The 21,417-nt window shown below is 64.2% G+C and carries 22 protein-coding genes; 5 read left to right on the forward strand and 17 right to left on the reverse strand.

The window, feature by feature from the left end; translation table 11 throughout:
• Position 1: 1 nt before the first annotated feature.
• The 5 genes from glp to RBR52_RS07670 are packed head-to-tail and all read right to left on the reverse strand — an operon-like array spanning position 2 to position 5,775.
• Positions 2-1,237, reverse strand: coding sequence for a gephyrin-like molybdotransferase Glp (gene glp / locus RBR52_RS07650; RefSeq protein WP_320376609.1), 1,236 nt, complete (start codon positions 1,235-1,237; stop codon positions 2-4).
• Positions 1,234-1,755: a molybdopterin-guanine dinucleotide biosynthesis protein B gene (mobB, locus tag RBR52_RS07655; RefSeq protein WP_320376610.1), complete on the reverse strand. Its 522-nt coding sequence runs from the start codon at positions 1,753-1,755 to the stop codon at positions 1,234-1,236. Before mobB ends, glp begins: the two co-directional genes overlap by 4 nt.
• Complete coding sequence (thrC, locus tag RBR52_RS07660) at positions 1,755-3,197, reverse strand: threonine synthase (RefSeq protein WP_320376611.1); 1,443 nt, start codon at positions 3,195-3,197, stop codon at positions 1,755-1,757. The genes mobB and thrC overlap by 1 nt, the downstream gene beginning before the upstream one ends.
• On the reverse strand, positions 3,197-4,519 hold the full coding sequence (locus RBR52_RS07665) for a homoserine dehydrogenase (protein ID WP_320376612.1): 1,323 nt from the start codon (positions 4,517-4,519) through the stop codon (positions 3,197-3,199). The genes thrC and RBR52_RS07665 overlap by 1 nt, the downstream gene beginning before the upstream one ends.
• A gap of 17 nt (positions 4,520-4,536) precedes the next feature.
• Positions 4,537-5,775 carry a pyridoxal phosphate-dependent aminotransferase gene (locus RBR52_RS07670; protein ID WP_413818307.1) on the reverse strand — a complete coding sequence of 413 codons (1,239 nt, stop codon included), beginning with the start codon at positions 5,773-5,775 and terminating at the stop codon, positions 4,537-4,539.
• Positions 5,776-5,991: 216 nt separating this feature from the next.
• On the opposite strand from RBR52_RS07670, the gene RBR52_RS07675 reads away from it, so the two are divergent.
• From RBR52_RS07675 to RBR52_RS07685, 3 genes are all read left to right on the forward strand, one after another.
• Positions 5,992-6,366, forward strand: coding sequence for an Mth938-like domain-containing protein (locus RBR52_RS07675; protein ID WP_320376613.1), 375 nt, complete (start codon positions 5,992-5,994; stop codon positions 6,364-6,366).
• 132 nt (positions 6,367-6,498) lie between these two features.
• On the forward strand, positions 6,499-6,963 hold the full coding sequence (locus tag RBR52_RS07680; RefSeq protein WP_320376614.1) for a peroxiredoxin: 465 nt from the start codon (positions 6,499-6,501) through the stop codon (positions 6,961-6,963).
• A gap of 233 nt (positions 6,964-7,196) precedes the next feature.
• Positions 7,197-8,873 carry a PhoH family protein gene (locus RBR52_RS07685; RefSeq protein WP_320376615.1) on the forward strand — a complete coding sequence of 559 codons (1,677 nt, stop codon included), beginning with the start codon at positions 7,197-7,199 and terminating at the stop codon, positions 8,871-8,873.
• 24 nt (positions 8,874-8,897) lie between these two features.
• On the opposite strand, the gene dnaB is transcribed toward RBR52_RS07685, so the two are convergent.
• The 6 genes from dnaB to ppsA form a co-directional block, all read right to left on the reverse strand.
• Positions 8,898-10,256 (reverse strand): replicative DNA helicase, encoded by a 1,359-nt coding sequence (dnaB, locus tag RBR52_RS07690; protein ID WP_320376616.1) that lies wholly within the window; start codon positions 10,254-10,256, stop codon positions 8,898-8,900.
• Positions 10,257-10,449: 193 nt separating this feature from the next.
• Positions 10,450-10,902: a 50S ribosomal protein L9 gene (gene rplI / locus RBR52_RS07695; RefSeq protein ID WP_320376617.1), complete on the reverse strand. Its 453-nt coding sequence runs from the start codon at positions 10,900-10,902 to the stop codon at positions 10,450-10,452.
• A 15-nt stretch (positions 10,903-10,917) separates the two neighbouring features.
• Positions 10,918-11,205, reverse strand: a complete 288-nt coding sequence (gene rpsR / locus RBR52_RS07700) for a 30S ribosomal protein S18 (protein WP_320376618.1) — start codon at positions 11,203-11,205, stop codon at positions 10,918-10,920.
• A gap of 2 nt (positions 11,206-11,207) precedes the next feature.
• Complete coding sequence (gene priB, locus RBR52_RS07705; protein ID WP_320376666.1) at positions 11,208-11,501, reverse strand: primosomal replication protein N; 294 nt, start codon at positions 11,499-11,501, stop codon at positions 11,208-11,210.
• The gene (gene rpsF / locus RBR52_RS07710; protein ID WP_320376619.1) at positions 11,498-11,860 is read right to left on the reverse strand and encodes a 30S ribosomal protein S6; all 363 of its coding nucleotides are present in this window, start codon (positions 11,858-11,860) and stop codon (positions 11,498-11,500) included. Before rpsF ends, priB begins: the two co-directional genes overlap by 4 nt.
• Positions 11,861-12,021: 161 nt before the next feature.
• On the reverse strand, positions 12,022-14,409 hold the full coding sequence (gene ppsA / locus RBR52_RS07715; protein WP_320376620.1) for a phosphoenolpyruvate synthase: 2,388 nt from the start codon (positions 14,407-14,409) through the stop codon (positions 12,022-12,024).
• A 151-nt stretch (positions 14,410-14,560) separates the two neighbouring features.
• Between ppsA and RBR52_RS07720 the strand changes: the two genes are divergently transcribed.
• Positions 14,561-15,379: a pyruvate, water dikinase regulatory protein gene (locus tag RBR52_RS07720; RefSeq protein WP_320376621.1), complete on the forward strand. Its 819-nt coding sequence runs from the start codon at positions 14,561-14,563 to the stop codon at positions 15,377-15,379.
• A 15-nt stretch (positions 15,380-15,394) separates the two neighbouring features.
• Positions 15,395-16,453, forward strand: a complete 1,059-nt coding sequence (locus tag RBR52_RS07725; protein ID WP_320376622.1) for a hypothetical protein — start codon at positions 15,395-15,397, stop codon at positions 16,451-16,453.
• 8 nt (positions 16,454-16,461) lie between these two features.
• Here RBR52_RS07725 and RBR52_RS07730 read toward each other — a convergent pair whose 3' ends face one another.
• From RBR52_RS07730 to lpxD, 6 genes are all read right to left on the reverse strand, one after another.
• Complete coding sequence (locus RBR52_RS07730) at positions 16,462-17,250, reverse strand: RNA methyltransferase (protein ID WP_320376623.1); 789 nt, start codon at positions 17,248-17,250, stop codon at positions 16,462-16,464.
• Positions 17,251-17,263: 13 nt separating this feature from the next.
• Positions 17,264-17,878: a ribonuclease HII gene (rnhB, locus tag RBR52_RS07735; protein ID WP_320376624.1), complete on the reverse strand. Its 615-nt coding sequence runs from the start codon at positions 17,876-17,878 to the stop codon at positions 17,264-17,266.
• Complete coding sequence (gene lpxB / locus RBR52_RS07740) at positions 17,875-19,014, reverse strand: lipid-A-disaccharide synthase (RefSeq protein ID WP_320376625.1); 1,140 nt, start codon at positions 19,012-19,014, stop codon at positions 17,875-17,877. The genes rnhB and lpxB overlap by 4 nt, the downstream gene beginning before the upstream one ends.
• A gap of 88 nt (positions 19,015-19,102) precedes the next feature.
• A complete protein-coding gene (lpxA, locus tag RBR52_RS07745; protein ID WP_320376626.1) occupies positions 19,103-19,894 on the reverse strand; it encodes an acyl-ACP--UDP-N-acetylglucosamine O-acyltransferase in 792 nt (263 codons plus the stop codon).
• 8 nt (positions 19,895-19,902) lie between these two features.
• Complete coding sequence (fabZ, locus tag RBR52_RS07750) at positions 19,903-20,352, reverse strand: 3-hydroxyacyl-ACP dehydratase FabZ (RefSeq protein WP_320376627.1); 450 nt, start codon at positions 20,350-20,352, stop codon at positions 19,903-19,905.
• Complete coding sequence (lpxD, locus tag RBR52_RS07755) at positions 20,349-21,404, reverse strand: UDP-3-O-(3-hydroxymyristoyl)glucosamine N-acyltransferase (RefSeq protein WP_320376628.1); 1,056 nt, start codon at positions 21,402-21,404, stop codon at positions 20,349-20,351. The genes fabZ and lpxD overlap by 4 nt, the downstream gene beginning before the upstream one ends.
• Positions 21,405-21,417 lie beyond the last annotated feature (13 nt).

Consider the following 21,417-nt stretch of genomic DNA (forward strand, 5'->3'; position numbering starts at 1 on the left):
TTCAGCCTTGCAACAGAGCGGAAAACGAAAAATAGCGGAGCACGTCGCCACGCTGAATGACGTGCTGCGGCGGATTGTCCACCAGCCCGTCCGCCCAGACCGTGGAGGTGAGCACGGCGGCATTCTGCGAGGGGAACAGCTCGGCCTCGCCTTGCGCATTGAGGCGCACGCGCAGATATTCGCGGCGATTGTCGGGCTTGGGCCAGTCGAACGCGGCGCGCACCGGCAGGGTTTGCGCCGCGGTGTGCGCGGCGCCCTGCAAGGCGCGCAAAAAGGGGCGCACAAACAGCAGAAAGGTGACGAAACTCGACACCGGGTTGCCCGGCAGACCGATGAAGGCGGCTACTCCCGCTTCACCTGAACGGCGCAGATGGCCGAAGGCCAGCGGCTTGCCGGGCTTCATCGCGATCTGCCACAGATCGAGCGTGCCTTCGGCCTGCACCGCGGGCTTGACATGGTCTTCCTCTCCGACCGACATGCCCCCGGTGGACACGATGAGATCGTGGCCCAGCGCAGCCCGGCGCAGCACCTCGCGCGTGGCATCGAGCCGGTCGGGAACGATGCCGAAATCAGTCACCTCGCACCCGGCGGCCTCCAGCAGCGCGCGGATGACGAAGCGGTTGGAGTTGTAGATGGCACCGGGGCGCAGCGGCTCGCCGGGCATGGCGAGTTCATCGCCGGTGAACAGCATGGCCACGCGCGGCTTGCGGCGCACGCGCACCGAGGCCACACCGACCGAGGCGATCAGCCCGAGGTCCTGCGGCCGCAGGCGCTGGCCCGCAGCCAGCACGACGCTGCCCGCAGCCACATCCAGCCCGCGCCGCCGCACCCAGTCGCCCGCCTTTGGTTTCGTGTCGATGCGCACCACATCGCCCTCGGCGGTGCATTGTTCCTGGATCACCACGGCATCGGCGCCTGCAGGCATGAGCCCGCCGGTAAAGATGCGCGCCGCCGTTCCCGGCTGCAGGGGCTGCGGCACGGTGCCTGCCGGTATGCGCTGGCTGACCGGCAGGCGGGTGCCCGCTGCAGACACATCGGCGCTGCGCAAGGCGTAGCCATCCATCGCCGTGTTGTCGGCTGGAGGGACGTCGAGGGTCGAGCGCACGTCTTGCGCCAGCACCCGCCCCAAAGCGCAGGAGAGCGGCAGAGTCTCGGTCTGGTCGATCACCTGCGCAGCGCTCAGCAGGCGCTGCAGGGCGATGTCGGGGTCCATCAGGGAAGAAGCCGGAGCAGTCATGGCTGATACTCGAATAGAACGGCATTGTCCAACAACCAGGCGGCCACCGCAGCCGGGGCGTTGATATCGAGGATGGCGTCAGGGGCGGGCTGCGGGAGTTGCTGCGGTGAATCGGTGGCGATGGCAAGCACTCGTGCGTCTTCGGCATAACAAACCGGACGCCCGGTGCTGGCGCGCCACACTTCCACCTTCGGCAGCCGGGCCTGCTTGAAGCCTTCGACGAACACCCAGTCTGCGGCCGAATCGAGCATGGGCAAGAGCTCCGCCACGCCCAGCTCCTGCGGCTCGGGCAGGCGGCGCTGCAGCGCGATCAGGCGGTCGGATGCGGCCAGCACCTCGTAGGCGCCGGCCTCTCGGTGCCGCCAGGTGTCCTTGCCCGGATGATCGAACTCGAAGCGATGGTGCGCATGCTTGAGCACCGACACCTTCACCCCCTGCTGCACGAACCGTCTGACCAGGGCTTCGACCAGCGTGGTCTTGCCGCTGCCGGAATACCCGGCGAACCCGACGACCTTCATCAGGAGGCGGCCGGCCCGGCGCCGCAGTGCATCGCGATATACGACTTGACCGCCTCGACCTCAACCGGCATCACCGCAAAGCGCTGCGGGCGGCGTTCGAGGTCTTCGAGCCCGGCAGGGCGCGGCGGGGCCATGCCCACGGCTTGCTGAAGGGTCTCGGGGAATTTGGCGGCCAGCGCGGTTTCGAGCACCAGCATGGGCACGCCCGGCTCCATGTGCTCGCGCGCGACCTTCACGCCGTCGGCGGTATGGGTGTCGATCAGCCGCCCGCTGCCCTGCCACACGCTGCGGAGGGTGGCGAGCCGGTCGGCGTGGGTGCTGCTGCCCGAGGCAAAACCGTAGTCCGCCGCGACCTTGGTGAATGCGGGATCGGCCGAAAGGTCGAAAAAGCCCTTGCCCTGCAGTTCGTTCGCAAACAGATCGTGCACCCGCGAGGCGTCGCGCCCGAGCAGATCGAAAACGAAGCGCTCGAAGTTCGACGCCTTGGAAATATCCATCGACGGGCTGGAGGTGTGATGCGTCTGCTCCGGCTTGCGCGGGCGATACACGCCGGTGCGGAAAAACTCGTCGAGCACATTGTTCTCGTTGGTCGCCAGCACCAGCTTGCGGATCGGCAGGCCCATCATGCGCGCCACATGCCCGGCGCAGATATTGCCGAAGTTGCCCGAAGGCACGGTGAAGCTGACCGGCTCGTCGTTGCCGCGCGTGGCCTGAAAGTAGCCGGCAAAGTAATAGACAATCTGCGCCGCCAGCCGCGCCCAGTTGATGGAGTTGACGGTGCCGATGCGCCAGCGCCGCTTGAAGTCGAGATCGCCCGACACGGCCTTGACCAGGTCCTGCGCATCGTCGAACACGCCCTGCACCGCGATGTTGTGGATATTGGCGTCGGCCAGCGAATACATCTGCGCCGTCTGGAACGCGCTCATCCTGCCGAAGGGCGAAAGCATGAACACGCGAATGCCGCGCTTGCCGCGCATGGCGTATTCGGCCGCGCTGCCGGTGTCGCCCGAAGTCGCACCGAGAATGTTGAGCTCGCTGCGCTGGCGCGCCAGCGCGTACTCGAACAGATTGCCGAGCAACTGCATCGCCATGTCCTTGAACGCCAGCGTGGGCCCTTCGGACAGCCCCAGCAGCGCCAGGCCAGGCTCTCCCTTCAGGGTTTTCAGCGGCACGATCTCGGCATGGCCGCCGAACACCTCGGGCGTGTAGGTCCTGGCGATCAGGGCGCGCAGATCGTCCGCCGGAATGTCGGTGATGAAACGCGACAGGATCTCGAATGCCAGATCGGCATAGGACAGCCCGCGCCATTGCGCCAGCGTGGCCGCGTCGATTCTCGGATAGCGCTCGGGCAAATACAGACCCCCATCGGGCGCCAGCCCTTCGAGCAGGATGTCGGAAAAACCGCGGGTCGCGGGCTCGCCGCGGGTACTCAGATAACGCATCAGCGCAACTCCTCTTTGCGAATGCGCACGATGGGCGCGTGCACGCTGGGCAGAGCCTGCATGCGGGCGATGGCCGCGTTCATGCGCGCCTCCACGGTGTCGTGCGTGAGGATGATGAGGTCCGTCTGCCGCTCGCCCTCCCCGGCCTCGCGCTGAATGAGTCCGTCGATGGATATGCCCTCATCGGCCAGGATGCGGGTGAGGTCGGCCAGCACCCCGGTCTGATCGGCCACGCGCAGGCGCAGGTAGTAGGCGGTGACCACCTGATCCATCGGCAGGATGGGCAAATCGCTCATCGCATCGGGCTGGAAGGCCAGATGCGGCACGCGGTGTTCGGGGTCGGCGGTGTGCAGCCGGGTCACATCCACCAGATCGGCTATGACGGCAGATGCCGTCGGCTCCGAGCCCGCGCCCTTGCCGTAATACAGCGTCGGCCCGACCGCGTCGCCCTGCACCACCACCGCATTCATCGCGCCTTCGACATTGGCGATCAGCCGCGTGGCCGGAATCAGTGTCGGGTGCACCCGCAGCTCGATGCCCGCGCCGGTGTTCTTGGTGATGCCCAGCAGCTTGATGCGGTAGCCGAGTTGCTCGGCGTAACGAATGTCGGCCGCCTGCAGCGCGGTGATGCCCTCGACATAGGCCCGGTCGAACTGCACCGGCACGCCGAAGGCGATGGCGCAGAGGATGGTCGCCTTGTGCGCCGCGTCCACCCCCTCGATGTCGAAGGTGGGATCGACCTCGGCATAGCCCAGCGCCTGCGCCTGCTTGAGCGCGGTGGCGAAATCCAGCCCCTTGTCGCGCATCTCCGACAGGATGAAATTGGTCGTGCCGTTGATGATGCCTGCGATCCACTCGATGCGGTTGCCTGCCAGCCCTTCTCGCACCGCCTTGATGATGGGAATGCCGCCGGCCACCGCCGCCTCGAAGGCCACCATCACGCCCCTGGACTGCGCCGCGGCGAAGATCTCGTTGCCATGCAGCGCCAGCAGCGCCTTGTTCGCCGTCACCACATGTTTGCCGGCGCCGATGGCCGCCAGCACCAGCTCGCGCGCGGGGCTGATGCCGCCCATGAGTTCGACCACGATGTCGATGTCGGGCCGGGTCGCCAGCGCCATGAAGTCTGTGGTAATCGCGGTGGTGATGGGCAGGGCATCACCCAGGGCCGCACGCGCCTTGTCGGGGTTGCGCGCGGCAATCGCCGCGATGGCAATGCCGCGCCCGGCGCGGCGCTGCAGTTCTTCCCGGTTGCGCGCCAGCACCTGGACCACGCCGCTGGCGACGGTGCCCGCGCCGAGCAGGGCAATCTGTAAAGGTTTCATGGAGAACGATGGGGGATTCAGGCCGCGGCGCGGCTGCGCTTGCGGAGGTGTTCGAGGAAGCGCGCCACGCGGCCGATGGCTTCGGTCAGATCGTCGGCATTGGGCAGGAAGACGAGTCGGAAGTGGTCGGGCTGCGGCCAGTTGAACCCGGTTCCTTGCACGATCAGCACCTTTTCCTGCGCCAGAAGGTCGTAGGCGAACTGCTGATCGTCGGCAATCGGGTAGATCCTGGGATCGAGCCGCGGGAACATATACAGCGCAGCCTTCGGCTTCACCACGCCGACGCCCGGAATCTGCGTGAGCAGTTCATAGGCCAGATCGCGCTGTTTCGTCAGGCGCCCCTGCGGCGCGACCAGATCCTTGATGCTCTGGTAGCCGCCCAGCGCAGTCTGGATGGCCAACTGGCCCGGCGTGTTGGCGCACAGCCGCATCGAGGCCAGCATGGTCAGCCCCTCGATGTAGTCGCGCGCATTGCGCTTGTCGCCCGAGACCACCATCCAGCCCGAGCGATAGCCGCAGGAACGGTAATTCTTCGACAGACCGTTGAAGGTGATGAACAGCACATCGTCGGCCAGCGAGGCGATGCTGGTGTGCGTGTTGCCGTCATAAAGCGTCTTGTCGTAGATCTCGTCGGCGAACACGATGAGCTCATGTTCGCGCGCCACCTGCACGATCTCTTCGAGCAATTCGCGCGGGTAGAGCGCGCCGGTCGGGTTGTTGGGGTTGATCACCACGATGGCCCGGGTATTGGCCGTGATCTTGCTGCGGATGTCGGCAATGTCCGGATACCAGTCCGACTGCTCGTCGCAGATGTAGTGCACCGGCTTGCCGCCGGACAGCGCCACCGAGGCGGTGTAGAGCGGATAGTCCGGCGCCGGGATCAGCACCTCATCGCCATTGTTCAGCAGCGCATTCATGCTCATATTGATGAGCTCGGATGCGCCATTGCCGATGAACACATCGTCGATGCCCACCCCGGCGATGCCCTTCTCCTGCGTGTAATGCACGATGGACTTGCGCGGCGCGAACAGCCCCTTGGAATCGGTATAGCCGGCCGCACTGGGCAGGTTGTGGATCATGTCCTGCACGATCTCGTCGGGCGGCTCGAAACCGAACACGGCCAGATTGCCGATGTTGAGCTTGATGATGCGCTGCCCATCCTCTTCCATCTGCCGCGCCTTGTCGAGCACGGGGCCGCGGATGTCGTAGCAGACATCGGCCAATTTGTCGGACTTGCGGAATTCGCGCACAACCACCTCACTCGCTGGGCTTGGAAAAACACTCCGGCTGTCATTGGCGCATGCCCGCAGCCCCCTGAGCGTCCGGGGAATCGAGCCATTGCACGCCAGTCACGCGCAGGGCGAACCCTATAATTTACCTTGATCTGCACTTCCTGCCCTTGTCATCGCGGCCGTTTGCATCCCTCATCTTCCTGGCGCGAACCCGATGTATCGGCCATTCCTGCCGCAGTCATGAAACTCCAGCCCGACTTCTCCCCCGATACGCAAATGGTTTCCGCTTATGGGCCGGGCTATGTCGAAGTCAACGGCGTGCGCTTCACCAGCGCCTGCGTGTTTACCCCGCAGCAAGCCCCCATGCCCTGGGGCGCCGGGCCCGTCGCTGCACTGCAAGCCTCGCACATCGAAGCCCTGTTGCGCGATCCGCTGCCCGAGGTCGTGCTGATCGGCACGGGGCGACAGCAGCACCTGCTGCCCCCCGCCTTGATGCGCCAGCTCATCTCGCGTCGCATCGGCTGGGAGGTCATGGACACCGCAGCCGCCTGCCGCACCTACAACATTCTGGCCGGTGAAGGCCGCCATGTTCTGGCCGCCCTGTTGATCGAATGAGCGGGTCGGTGCGAAGCGGATTTGTCCGACAGGATAAAATGAGGTTTCAAATCCTTGCGTTTCCCTCGGCAGTACGTACAAGACGGATCCAATCGAGGAGAAACACGATGCAGCAGCCCAGCAGGAGACTTCATGGCTTTGGTCTTGAATAAAGTGGTTCCCGATTTCGAAGCCGCCGCCACCAGTGGCGTGCAATTCAGCCCGAAAAACTACCTGGGCAAAAAAATTGTTCTCTACTTCTACCCCAAGGACATGACGCCCGGCTGCACGACCGAGTCCATGCACTTTCGCGACAACTTCGCGGCTTTCGAGCAGGCGGGTGCCGTGATTTTCGGCATCTCGCGCGACAATCTGCTGTCGCACGAAAAGTTCAAGGCCCATCTCGAATTGCCCTTCGACCTGATCGCCGACACGGAAGAAAAACTCTGCCACATGTTCGGCGTGGTGAAGAACAAGATCATGTACGGCAAGAAGGTCAAGGGGATCGAGCGCAGCACCTTCGTCATCGATGCCGACGGTGTCCTGCGCCAGGAATGGCGCGGGGTCAAGGTCGCAGGACATGTGGACGAAGTGCTCGACGTCATCCAGAAACTCTGATCCCCGATCATCCACGCGCGGCGCTTTGTTTTGAACATCGGACTCCGCAGCATCCTGAGCCGCCACGACGGGGTGCGCATGCTCCACAGTGGCAGCAGGCGCACATCTTCGCCAAGGGTGGCCAACATGCCAAAAACCGCTGCGCCATTTTGCGATGGCCAGCGGTTTTTTGTTGTCCAGCCGAGACCAGCGCCCTCTCCTTTCCCACGTCTGCAAGACCCTCCATTCGCCTCATGCCCCTGCCTCCCCCACCCAAATCCATGGGCAGCCTGCTGACCCAAGCCACCCCGTCGATCACTCAGGCGCCTCCCGCAGCGAGAAAGACGACGGCACGCAACAAGACCCGCCAAGAGTCTCCAGAGACCGCGCCAGCCTTTGCAAGTGCGCAGACTGCAACGCTGCCCGCGGCTTCCACGCGCCCATCGCGTCAGCCGACACCGCGTGAGATCACCCCCGCGGTGGTAGACCGCTGCGCCCAGAAAGCGGAGCAGCCCAAGCGCACGCCCGCTGCGCCGCAGCCCGCCAAACTCTTCGTCCTCGACACCAATGTGCTGCTGCACGACCCGATGTCGCTCTACCGCTTTGAAGAGCACGACATCTACCTGCCGATGGTCACGCTGGAAGAGCTCGATGCACACAAAAAGGGCCTCTCGGAGGTGGCGCGCAATGGCCGCCAGGTCAGCCGCGAGCTCGACGCCCTGGTGGCCGATACCGGCAGCGCCATCGACCAGGGCATCGCACTGAGTCGTACCGGCCATGCCGAGGCCAAGGGTCGCCTGTTTTTCCAGACCCGCGCCCACGAAGTCGAACTGCCCATCGCCCTGCCTCAGGGCAAGGCGGACAACCAGATTCTGGCCGTGCTGCAGGACCTCACGCACATCCACACCGAGCGACCCGTGGTGCTGGTGTCCAAGGACATCAATATGCGCGTCAAGGCCCGCGCACTCGGGCTCCACGCCGAGGATTACGCCAACGACAAGACGCTCGACGACGCCGATCTGCTCTACACCGGCATGATGATGCTGCCTCCCGATTTCTGGGAGCGGCAGGCCAAGTCGGTAGAGAGCTGGCAGCAAGGCGGCCACACCTTCTACCGCGTCCAGGGCAAGTTCGTCGGGCAGATGCTGGTCAATCAGGCGGTGTATTGGGAAAACGGCAGCGCGCCGCCGCTTTATGCCCGCGTCAAGGAAATTCGCGCCAACACCGCCGTGCTGCAGGTCATGCGTGACCATACGCACCTGAAAAACGCCGTATGGGGCATCACCGCGCGCAACCGCGAGCAGAATTTCGCCCTCAACCTGCTGCTGGACCCGGATGTGGACTTCGTCACCCTGGCAGGCCAGGCAGGAACGGGCAAGACCCTGCTCGCACTCGCAGCGGGACTGTCGCAGGTGCTTGACACGCGGCGGTACAACGAAATCATCGTCACGCGCGTGACCGTTCCCGTGGGCGAGGACATCGGCTATCTGCCGGGCACGGAAGAAGAGAAGATGAGCCCCTGGATGGGGGCGCTGGACGACAACCTCGAAGTGCTCAATCAAAGCGAGGGCGGCAACTCCGGCGGGGAATGGGGCCGCGCCGCCACGCAGGAACTGATTCGATCCAAGATCAAGATCAAAAGCCTGAACTTCATGCGCGGCCGCACCTTCCTCAACAAGTACGTCATCATCGACGAGGCGCAGAACCTCACGCCCAAGCAGATGAAGACCCTCATCACCCGCGCGGGCCCCGGCACCAAGCTGGTGTGCATGGGCAATATCGCGCAGATCGACACTCCCTACCTCACCGAGGGAAGCTCGGGCATGACCTATGTGGTCGACCGCTTCAAGGGCTGGGGCCATAGCGGCCACGTCACCCTGGCGCGCGGCGAGCGCAGCCGCTTGGCCGACTACGCCAGCGAAGTGCTGTGAGTCCGCTCGTGATCTGACGCGCGATCAGAACTCGCGCGTCAGATTCTCGAATCGCGTCAGCGGCTTGAGGAAGGCGAGGTGCACGACGCCGATCGGCCCGTTGCGTTGCTTGCCGATGATGACTTCGGCCACCCCGGCGTCTTTCGAGTCCTTGTTGTAGACCTCGTCGCGGTAGATGAACAGGATCACGTCGGCATCCTGCTCGATGGCGCCCGATTCCCGCAGATCGCTCATCACCGGGCGCTTGTCGGTGCGCTTTTCCAGATCGCGGTTGAGCTGGGACAGCGCGATCACCGGACAATGCAATTCCTTGGCCAGGGCCTTGAGCGAGCGGGAAATCTCGGAAATCTCCGTGGCGCGGTTCTCCCCATCGCGCGATGACGACATGAGCTGCAGGTAATCCACCACGATGAGCCCCAGACGCCCGCCGAACTGCCGTGCAAGACGCCGCGAACGCGCGCGCAGTTCCAGTGGATTGAGCGCCGGGGTTTCGTCGATGTGCATGTGCACTTCCTGCAGGCGTTCGATGGTTTCGGGCAGCCGCGTCCATTCGTCTTCGGTGAGTTGACCGGTACGCAAGTGGCTCTGGTCGATCCGCCCCATCGAACCCACCACGCGCAATACCAACTGCGACGCGCTCATTTCCATGCTGAACACCGCCACCGGCAACTGTTCATTGATGGCCACATGCTCGGCGATGTTCAGCGAGAATGCGGTCTTGCCCATCGATGGGCGGCCTGCGACGATGACCAGATCGCCAGGCTGCAAGCCAGCGGTCATGCGATCCAGATCGGCAAAACCGGTAGGCACTCCAGTCGTATCGGTGCCGCCGCGCTCGGCCAGTTCGGTCACGCGATTGAGCAATTCGCCCAGCAGCCCCTTCATCGACTGGAAACCCGCGGTGGACTTGGCGCCTTCTTCCGAAATGGCGAAAATCCGCGACTCGGCCTCGTCGAGGATCTGCTGTACGCCGCGCCCCTGCGGATTGAGCGCACTCTGCGCAATGTCGTCGCTGATCGTCACGAGCTGGCGCAGCACCGCCCGCTCGCGCACGATTTCGGCATAGCGACGGATATTCGCCGCACTGGGCACGCACTGCGCCAGCGAGTTCAGATAGGGCAGGCCGCCGCATTCCTCATGCTTGCCGATCGATTGCAGCGCCTCGTGCACCGTGATCACATCGGCCGGCTTGTTCACATTGATCAGGTCGGCAATGGCCTGAAAAATGGAGCGATGCTCGAAGCGGTAGAACTGGGCGCTCACCAGCAGATCGGCCACCTTGTCGAAAGCCTGGTTGTCGAGCAGCAGCCCGCCCAGCACCGACTGCTCGGCCTCGATGGAGTGCGGCGGGGTACGAATGACATCGATGGCGTGGTCTTGCATGGCGGGCGAAGGGCGGCATTTGCCGTCGGGAACGAGGAAAAACGATGGGGGCATTGTGCCGCACGACGGGCGCGCGACCAAACAGCGGCGCAGACAGCAGCGCAATCGACAAGGGCCGCATTCGCGGCCCCTGTTTCAAGCGTGCATGACACTGCAACGATCGCTGCAATGTGCACTGCAACGAGCGCCGCGATTACATCGCTTCGGCCTTGACCTGAAGGGTGATGTCGGCAATCACATCGGTGTGCAGGGCGATCGAGACCGGATGCTCGCCCGTGGTCTTGACATGGCCCGCCGGGAAGCGAACCTGCGCCTTGCTCACTTCAATGCCTTGCCTGGCCAGCGCCTCGGCCACATCGCCGTGGGTCACCGAGCCGAACAGTCGGCCATCCACACCCGCCTTCTGCACCAGGGTGATGACCAGCCCACTGAGTTTTTCCCCGGCGGCCTGAGCCTGAGCCAGTTTTTCTGCGGCCTGTTTTTCCATTTCGGCACGGCGTGCCTCGAATTCCGCCATGGCGGCGGCCGTTGCCCGGCGCGCCATTTTTTTCGGGATCAGGTAGTTGCGGGCATAGCCGTCCTTGACCTTGACCACATCGCCCAGGTTGCCGACGTTCAGAACTTTTTCGAGAAGAATGATTTGCATGATGTCGTCCCTGGATCAGCCCTTGTGCAGGTCGGTGTAGGGCAGCAGCGCCAGAAAACGTGCACGCTTGATGGCGGTGTTGAGCTGGCGCTGGTAGTGCGCGCTGGTGCCGGTCAAACGGGAGGGAATGATGCGGGCGTTTTCCGCGATCAGGTCCTTGAGCACATCGACATCCTTGTAGTCGATTCTCTCGACCTTGGCCACCGTAAAGCGGCAGAAGCGTTTGCGCTTGAACAGCGACGATTGCTGGTTGCGACGACGCTTGGGGTCATTCTTTTTGTCGAATTTGCGTGGTGGTGCCATGATTAAACCTCAATGTATTGCGTGACGTGCAACTTGATCTGGCGCGAGCCGCGACGCGTTGCACGCAAAAAACCGGAAACCTGCAGCAGGACTCCAGGGCTGAGACGGTGCATTTCGTGAGCAATCTTTCCGAACCCGACGCAGCCGATCTGAAGCTGTACCTCGCAAGGCATGTCCGCCTCGGACTGGGTGGATTGATGCTGCAACACGAAATCCAGCGCTTCGATGCCGGCCGGCGTATAGCGCAGTTCGCCCCGCTCGGCCAGAATGCCCTGAAGTTCGAGCCGATTGATCAGACCGTTTGCTCCTGCTGTGCCTTGCGCGCCTCATCGCGCTCGACCTGCTTCATCATGATGGAAGGCGCGGTTTCGGCCTTGTCCATCTTGATCACCAGGCTGCGCAACACAGCGTCGTTGAACTTGAAGCTGTGTTCGAGTTCACGCAGGGTTTCCAGATCGCATTCGACATTCATGCAGGCGTAATGCGCCTTGGCAAGCTTCTGGATGGGGTAGGCCAGTTGGCGCCGACCCCAGTCTTCGACCCGGTGGATCTGTCCCGCCTTGGCAGTGACGGCGCTCTTGTAGCGCTCGATCATCGCGGGCACTTGCTCGCTCTGATCCGGGTGGAAGATCAACACAATCTCATAGTGACGCATGCAGATTCCTTCAGTGATGGCCGCACACGGCCTCGATTGGGTTTGAGACCGGCGTGCTGTCCTTGTGGATAGAAGCCGCCCGAAAGCGCGTGAAGCGTCAATTCCGGCTCTTTTCGGTGCGGCAAGGAACCAAGCATTATAGACGAGTCGTTTTCATCGTCTCAATGTTTCGCCAATTGCTGCCACGTGGCGATCACGGTGTCCGGATTGAGCGAGATCGACGAGATGCCCTGCTCCATCAGCCATTGCGCCAGATCGGGATGGTCGGACGGCCCCTGGCCGCAGATGCCCACATACTTGCCCTCGGCGCGGCAGGCAGCGATGGCCTGCGCCAGCAGCACCTTCACCGCAGGATCACGCTCGTCGAAGGCCTGCGCCACCAGGCCGGAGTCGCGGTCCAGGCCCAGGGTGAGTTGGGTCAGGTCGTTGGAGCCGATGGAGAAGCCGTCGAAATGCTGCAGAAACTCCTTGGCCAGCACGGCGTTCGACGGCACTTCGCACATCATGATGACCCGCAGGCCGTTTTCACCGCGCTCGAGTCCGTGACGCGCCAGCAGATGGATGACCCCCTCGGCTTCGCCCAGGGTGCGCACGAACGGCACCATGATTTCGACGTTGTCCAGCCCCATCTGCTCTCGCACCCGCTTGAGGGCGGCGCACTCCATTTCGAAGCTCTGCGCAAATTCGGGCGACACGTAGCGCGAGGCGCCGCGGAAACCCAGCATGGGGTTTTCTTCGTCCGGCTCGTAGCGCGAGCCGCCGATGAGCTTCTTGTACTCGTTGGATTTGAAGTCGGACAGGCGCACGATGACCGGCTTCGGATAAAACGCCGCGGCAATGGTGGCGATGCCTTCGGCGAGCTTGTCCACATAGAAGGCGCGCGGGCTGGCATGGCCGCGCGCCACGCTCTCCACGGCTTTTTTCAGATCGCTGTCGACGTTGGGATACTCCAGCACCGCGCGCGGATGCACGCCGATATTGTTGTTGATGATGAACTCCAGCCGCGCCAGGCCGACCCCCTGATTGGGAATCTGAGCAAAATCGAAGGCCAGCGTGGGATTGCCCACATTCATCATGATTTTCGTCGGCACCTCGGGCATGGCGCCGCGCGCGACTTCGGTGACTTCGGTTTCGAGCAGGCCGTCATAGATCGCGCCGGTGTCGCCCTGCGCGCAGGACACCGTGACCAGCATGTCGTCCTTGAGCACGTCGGTCGCGTGCCCGCAGCCGACCACCGCCGGAATGCCGAGTTCGCGCGCGATGATCGCCGCATGGCAGGTGCGCCCGCCGCGGTTGGTGACGATGGCCGAGGCCTTTTTCATCACCGGCTCCCAGTTCGGATCGGTCATGTCGGTGACCAGCACATCGCCCGTCTGCACCAGGTGCATGTCCGCCGTGGAGTGCACCACGCGCACCGGCCCGGCGCCGATTTTCTGGCCGATTGCGCGCCCCGTCACCAGCACCGCGCCCTTGCCCTTGAGGGTGTAACGCTGCTCGGTGCGCGTGTGGCCATTGGATTTCACCGTCTCGGGGCGCGCCTGCAGGATGTAGAGGTGGCCGTCGATGCCGTCCTTGCCCCACTCGATGTCCATCGGCCGCTGGTAATGCGCCTCGATGGTCAGGGCAAAGCGCGCGAGTTCCTGTGCTTCATCATCGGTCAGGCAGTAGCGGTTGCGCAGCTCCGAGGGCGTATCGACCGTCTGCACCAGATGCGGCGAACCCGGCGGCGCAAATTCCATGCGGATCAGTTTGGAGCCGAGATTGCGGCGGATCACCGCCTGCTTGCCAGCCTTGAGCGTGGGCTTGAACACGTAGAACTCGTCGGGATTGACCGCGCCCTGCACCACCGTCTCGCCCAGGCCGTAGGACGCGGTGATGAACACCACGTCCGGGAAGCCCGATTCGGTGTCGAGGGTGAACATCACGCCCGACACCGCCTTGTCGCTGCGCACCATGCGCTGCACCCCGGCCGACAGCGCCACATCGCTGTGCACGAAGCCCTTGTGCACCCGGTAGGAAATCGCCCGGTCGTTGTAGAGCGAGGCAAAAACCTGCTTGATCTTTTCCAGCACGGCGTCGATGCCGCTGACGTTCAGATAGCTCTCCTGCTGTCCGGCAAACGAGGCGTCGGGCAAATCTTCTGCGGTGGCGGACGATCGCACCGCAAACGAAGCGTCGGGATGGCCCGCAGTGAGATCGGCATAGGCGCTGCGGATGGCCTGTTCCAGATCGGTCGGAAACGGCGTTTCGAGCACCCATTGGCGGATCTGTGCGCCGCAGCGCTCCAGCGCGCGCACGTCGTCGGCGTCCAGCGCCGTCAGCATGGTTTCGATGCGCTCTTCCAGCCCCCCGCTGCGCAGGAATTGCCGAAACGCATGCGCGGTCGTGGCGAACCCGCCCGGAACCCGCACCCCGCTTCCCGACAATTGGCTGATCATTTCCCCGAGCGACGCATTCTTGCCGCCAACTTGATCGATGTCGTTCATGCGCACTTCATCGAGCCGCAAAATGAGTTCATTGCCGCTATGCGCGGGATTTCGTTGAGTCATGATCAAAGTCCTTCATAGAATGAAAAAAAGGGCTCGGCGCGATAGGTGGCGAAAACGACAGGTCTTGTTCGAATCGTTGTCGTCGTCTTCGCCGCCATTTGGATGAACTACACCGACAATGCGATCCATTCTAGGTTTTGAACGCTGACCCATGCCCAACCGCTCGGTCTTTTTCGTCTCGGACGGCACCGGAATCGCTGCCGAGACCTTCGGCAACTCCGTCCTGGCGCAGTTCGACGTGCAGCCGCATCGCATCCGCCTGCCCTTTGTCGACACGGTGGAGAAGGCGGTGCACGCGGTCGAGCGCATCAACGAGGTCGAACGCATCGAGGGCAAGCCGCCCATCGTCTTCGTCACCCTGGTCCATCCCGATGTGCTCGACATCATTCAGGGCGCGCGCGCGCTGGTGCTCGATTTGTTCAACAGCTTCGTGCAGCCGCTCGAAGTCGCGTTCGGCGCCAAATCCAACCATCGCATCGGGCGGTTTTCCGATGCGGCTTACAGTCCGCAGTACCACAACCGCATCGACGCGATCAATTTTTCGCTGATGCACGACGACGGCCAATCCACCCGCAATCTGCACGAGGCCGAAGTCATTCTGGTGGGGGTGTCGCGCTGCGGCAAAACGCCGACTTCGCTCTATCTGGCCATGCAGCACGGCATACGCGCTGCCAACTATCCGCTGATTCCCGACGATTTCGAGCGCATGCGCCTGCCCGACGGGCTGAACGGTTTGCGGCACAAACTGTTCGGGCTTTCGATCACGCCCGAGCGTCTGAGCGAAATCCGCACCGAGCGGCGGCCCAACAGCCGTTATGCCGCGCTCGACAATTGCCGTTATGAAGTGAGCGAGGCGGAAAAGCTCATGCGGCGCGAGGGCATCCGCTGGCTGTCCTCGACGCACAAGTCCATCGAAGAGATCGCCACCACCATCCTGCAGCAGATCCGCCCGGATCGGCTGGAATACTGAGTTGAGCCCATACCCATGCGCAACAGCGAACGAAACGCCTACCTGCTCGGCTTTGCCTCGACCCAGCAGAAAATCCCCGAACGCGAGGAGGCGCTGCCCATCGATCCCGATCGGGCGCAGATTCCGCTGACCGGATTGATGGTCGATGCGGGCACCGATCTGTCGGGCACCCTGGCGGCGGATCGGCGGGTGCGCATTCTGCCGCTGACCATCCAGTGGCCGGGACGAACGCTGCTGGACAAGGGAACGGCGGAAGTCCGCACCGTGTCGCGCCAGCTCAGCCACGAGCGCATTCGCAGCGCCGAGGTCAGCGCGCCGTCCGTCGAGGCGCTGAGCTACCGCATGCACCCCCATCTGGCGCTCAACTTCGATCGTCTGTTGCTGCTCGCCACGCACCCGGCGCTGGTGGAGGCCAGCCGCAGCGTCGAGCAGATGATCAAGCATCATCAGGACGAAATCGCCCATCTGCGCCGCGAACGCCATCTCCGGCCCGACTATGCCCTGGAGGTCATCGACACCCGCTCGCTGCTCAGCGGCCCGGCCCTGCTGGCGCGCCTGCTGCTGAATTCGCCCGAGATGCGCATGGGCGACATCCCGGCCCTGCGACAACATGCCCAGACGCTGGCCGACCAGACCGAGGTGTGGCTGGCTCCGGGTCATCCCGCCGATGTCGCCTTCACGCTGGGGCGGCTTGAGCATCCCGACCTTTCCCCCTGGGTACAGGCATGCAGCACGCGGCTGACGCAGATCATGCACCGCTACCCGGTCTTGAGCTGCAAGGCCGGAGCGTTCGAGCTTGAAGCGCGAACGAGCAAGTGGAAGACCGCCGCCTCGCAGGTGATCGATGCCGCGGCGCAGGCCATCTGGACCAACGCCCTGGCGGCCCCGGTGATTCAGCTCAGCTTCGATGGCAGTCTGCGTGAACTGCGCGACTGGCCCGAAATGCAGGCGCTGAAAAAGCTGGCTGCCGAGCATGGCGTCAAACTCCACGTCACCCACATGAGCCTGGGCGGCCGGGTCTGGGCTTCGGCCCAGTCGCTGTCGCTGGCGCTGCTGCGCAAACCTGCCGCCTGAAACAGACTTCAGCCAGGGAGCACGTTGAACTGAGACTGCCGCACGCCTTCATAGAGGCAGATCGCCGCCGACGCCGCCACATTGAGCGACTCCACGCCATCGGCCTGGGGAATGCGCACCAGCGCGGAGCATTTGGCCACCAGCGCGTCGGAGATGCCCTGCCCTTCGTTGCCAAAGATCCAGGTCACGGGCTGCCTCAGATCGAGTTCATACAGCAGCGTATCCGCCTGCAGATGCGTGGCGTAGATCGGGCGCGGCACGATGTTGAGCACCTGCTCCCAGGGCGGGTCTTCGAACACCGGGATGACGAAATGCGCGCCCATGGCGGCGCGCAGCACTTTCGGCGACCACACCCCGGCGCAACCCCGCAGCAGATAGGCCGCGCCGCAACCCGCCGCGGCGGCGGTGCGCAGCATGGTGCCCACATTCCCGGCATCCTGCACCCGGTCGAGGATGAGCGCGCTGCCTGCGCGGGGCTTGGACGACTTGGGTCGAGCGATCAACATACCCACCGGCGGGCCGTTTTCCACCGCGGTGATCCAGTTGAACAGGGCCTGGTGGAGGACGACGGTCTGCGTGGTGCCGACCCGTTCGACCAAAGCGGCGATTTCGGGGTCGAGCAGGCCCGTGTCGGTGGTGATCAGCGGCTCGGCGGCATGGCCCGCGGCGAGCGCGGCTTCGATGAGATGAATGCCCTCCAGCCAGACCTGCCCGAGCTTGCGCACAGCACCCGGCTCGGTGGACAGGCTGCGCAGGGTTTTGATCAGCGGGTTTTCAGCCGAGGTGATGCGCTTCACGACACGACGTCCTTCAACGAGGGGGAACCAACAGACGGCGGATGGGGGCAAAGCTGCGGCGGTGTGCCGCGCAGGGCCCCAGTGTAAGCAAAGCCGCGCGGTGCGCCGCCGTGCCATAGCCGCTGTGGCGCTCGAAACCGTAGCCCGGGTGGCGCTGCGCCAACTCGGCCATCAGGCGGTCGCGGTACACCTTGGCGATGATGGAAGCCGCGCTGATCGCCGGGTGCGCGGCATCGCCGCCAACGATGGCGCGGCAGGGCATGGCGACCCGGGGCGTTTGCTTGCCATCGACGAGCAGCAGGTCGATCTGGCAGGGCAGCGCTGCCACCGCGCGCTGCATGGCCAGCAGCGTGGCCTGCAGGATGTTGTGCCGATCGATTTCTTCGACCGAACTCTCGGCGATGCTCCACCCCAGGCTGTACGCCCGGATTTGCGCATCGAGTTCCTCGCGGCGGCGGGCGCTCAGCAGCTTGGAATCGGCCAGCCCGGCGATGGGATGGGCGGGGTCGAGCACCACGACAGCCGCCACCACCGGCCCGGCCCACGGCCCCCGCCCGACTTCGTCGCAGCCGGCAATGCGGGCGACGGGGGCGTCGTGTGCTGCGGCGAACAAGGCGGTCTGCGTCATGCCGGCATCAAGTCGAGAATGGCCTGCGACGCCAGCGCCGCCGTATCCCGCCTCAGACTCAGGTGCATCTCGGCAAAGCGGTCTTGCAGTTGCTGCAATTGCGCCGGATGCTCCAGCAGATCACTGGCGGCATCGGCCAGAGTCTGTGGGGTGCAGTCATGCTGTAACAACTCGGGCACCAGACGTTTGCCCGCGAGGATATTGGGCAGGCCGACGTCGGGCAGATAGCCTCGTCCAGCCATCATGCGGTAAGAAATCCCCGACAGGCGATAGCCGATCACCATGGGCCGCTTGAACAACGCACATTCCAGCGTGGCCGTGCCGCTGGCGACCAGGGCGAGATCGCAGGCGGCCAGCACCGCGTGCGACTGGCCGTCGATCAAGTGCAAGGGCAGGTCAGGATAGGCGGCCGCCGCCTGCAACACCCTGGGCCGCAGCCCCGCGTGCGCGATCGGCACGACCACCCGCGACATCAGGCCGCGCTGCACCAACTGCTCAGCGGCTGCCAGAAAAGGGTCGATGAGATGCTTGACCTCCGCCCGGCGGCTGCCCGGCAACACGGCCAGACAGCGGCCTTCAGCAGGCAGGGCCAGCGCGCGCCGCGCCGCCTCGCGGTCGGGTTCGAGCGGAATGACCTCGGCCAGGGGATGGCCGATGTAAGTCGCCTTCACGCCCGTATCGGCATACAGCGCGGGCTCGAAGGGAAAAACACAGAGCATGTGATCGACGGCTTGGCGGATCAATTCGATGCGCTCGCGTCGCCAGGCCCAGATGGATGGACTCACCAGATGCGCCACCGGTATACCCGCCTGCCGCAGGCGCCGTTCCAACTGCAGATTGAAATCCGGCGCATCCACCCCGACGAACACTGCAGGCGGCGCGGCCAGCAGGCGTTGGCGCAGACGCCGCCGCATCAGCAACAGCTCGGGCAGGCGCGCCAGCACGTCGGCATAGCCGTTGACCGCGAGGCGTTCGCTGGGCCACCAGGCATCGAATCCTGCAGCCTGCATGCGCGGCCCGCCGATACCCACTGTGTTCAGCCCAGGAGCCCGATCGTGCAGTGCCCGCAGGATATGCCCGGCCAGCAGGTCGCCCGAGGACTCTCCGGCGACGAAGGCCAAGGTGCGGGCGTTCATCGCCATCCTGAGAAACACGCCGGGCCGCCCCAAGTGTTTCTCACCCCCTCGGGGGGCCTGACGCGCAGCGGCAGGTCTGGGGGCGCTCTCATGATCGGACGATGCCCCGGCCGGAATCGGCCAGGAACGCCAGCAGCACACCGAGCGATTCGGCCGCCTGCGGCCGCGCGGCGATCAGATCGGCCAACGCAGCGCGCGCCTGCTCCAGCGTGAGTCCCTGGCGATACAGCACACGGTACGCAGCACGCAGTGCGGAGATCTGATCAGGCGTGAATCCTCTGCGGCGCAACCCTTCGGCGTTGATGCCATGCGGCCTGGCCGGATTGCCGGCGACCAGGGCGTAGGGCGGCACGTCCTGCAGGATGACCGAGCTGATGCCCGTCATCACATGCGCGCCGATGCGCACGAATTGATGCACACCGGTATAGCCGCCCAGCACCGCCCAGTCGCCTACATGCACATGGCCCGCCAACTGCGCATTGTTGGCAAAGATGGTGTGACTGCCGACCTGACAGTCGTGCGCGATATGCACGTAAGCCATGATCCAGTTGTCGCTGCCGACCCGGGTGATGCCGCCATCCTGCACCGTGCCGATGTGCAGGGTGCAGTATTCGCGGATCACATTGCGATCGCCGATTTCCAGCGCCGTCTCCTCGCCCCCGTATTTTTTGTCCTGCGGCTCGCCGCCGATCACGCTGAAAGGGTGCAACCGGTTGAAGTCGCCGATGCGCGTTCGTCCCTCGATGATGACATGCGCCCCCACGCGCGTGCCCGCACCGATGCGCACCTTGGGACCGATCAGTGCATAGGGGCCGATCTCGACATCGTCGGCGATTTCCGCACCCGGATCGACCTGCGCCGTGGAATGAATCTTGGTCATGCGGAAATTCAGGACACGCTGCGCTCGGTGCACATCAGTTCGGCCTGCGCGACTGCCCGCCCTTCGACCGAGGCCTCTGCCGTGAATTTGTAGATGCCCCGCATATTGCGCGTCATCTCGACAAACAGATCCAGCCGATCGCCCGGAACGACCGGCTGCTTGAAGCGCGCGTTGTCGATGCCCACCAGGTAGTAGAGCGAGCCTTGCGCAGGGGTCTTGCCCACTGATCCAAACGCCAGAATGCCCGAGGCCTGCGCCAGCGCCTCCAGAATCAGCACGCCGGGCATGATGGGCTTTTGTGGAAAATGACCGGTGAAAAACGGCTCGTTGACGGTGACGTTCTTGTAGGCCTTGATGTACTGGCCATTGACTTGTTCGACCACGCGATCGACCAGCAGCATGGGGTAGCGGTGCGGAAGCAGTTCAAGGATTTGTGTAATGTCTTGCGTGATCGTCATGTCGATGGTTCTATTTTCAAAGACTCGATGTATTGCTCAAGATGGCGGATGCGGTCGCGCAATTGGTGCAACTGCCGCACGGTCGCTGCATTGCGTTCCCAGTTGGCGTGGGTGTCCAGCGGAAAGGCGCCTGTGTACATGCCCGGCTGGCGCACCGAACGCGATACCAGCGACATGCCGCCGATGACCACGCCGTCGGCGATGCTCAAATGCCCCGCGATGCCGACCCCTCCGCCGATGAAGCAGTAGGCGCCGATTTCCGCGCTGCCCGATACGCCGACACAGCCCGCCAGCGCGGTATGCGCGCCGATGCGAACGTTGTGCGCGATCTGCACCAGATTGTCGATCTTCACTCCCACACCGATTTCGGTATTGTCGAGCGCGCCGCGATCGATGGTGCTGTTGGCTCCCACCTCCACATCGTCCCCCAGCACGGCGATGCCGACCTGCGCGATCTTCACCCCGGCGCCGCTCGCATCCCGGGCATAGCCGAAGCCATCGCTGCCGATGACTGCACCCGACTGCAGCACGCAGCGCGCGCCGAGCCGACATCCCCACCCCACGCTGCTGCGCGGATGCAGGATGCAGCCAGGCCCGATGACCGCATCGCGCCCCACAAAACACCCTGCTCCGATATGCACCCCTTGCGCAATTTCGGCTCCTGCCTCGATGACGGCAAAGGCCTCGATGCGGGCATCCGGCGAGACCCGGGCAGCGGGATCGATCTGCGCAGTGTGATGACGCCCCGGCTGGAATGCCGGCTGCCCCAGCTGCCAGAACCACTGCGACAGGTGCGCGTAATACAGATAGGGGTCGCGGGTGTAAATCGCGTTGCCCGACTTCGGCAAGATGCCTCGCAGGGACTCGGGCAGGATGACCGCGCCCGCTGCGGTTTCGGCCAGCAGTGGGCGCAGTTTGTCCCGGTTCAGGAAGGTGATGTCGGATGCCGTGGCCGTGGCGATCGGCCGCAGGCGCTGAACGACCGCTTGCCCGTCGCCGACGAGTTCACCGCCGAGCCGAGCCGCGATCTGCTCAAGCGTCAGCCCGTCCATGGATGCATCAGGC

It is taken from the genome of Thiomonas sp. (genome assembly GCF_034007205.1).
Taxonomy (GTDB): Bacteria; Pseudomonadota; Gammaproteobacteria; order Burkholderiales; family Burkholderiaceae_C; genus Thiomonas.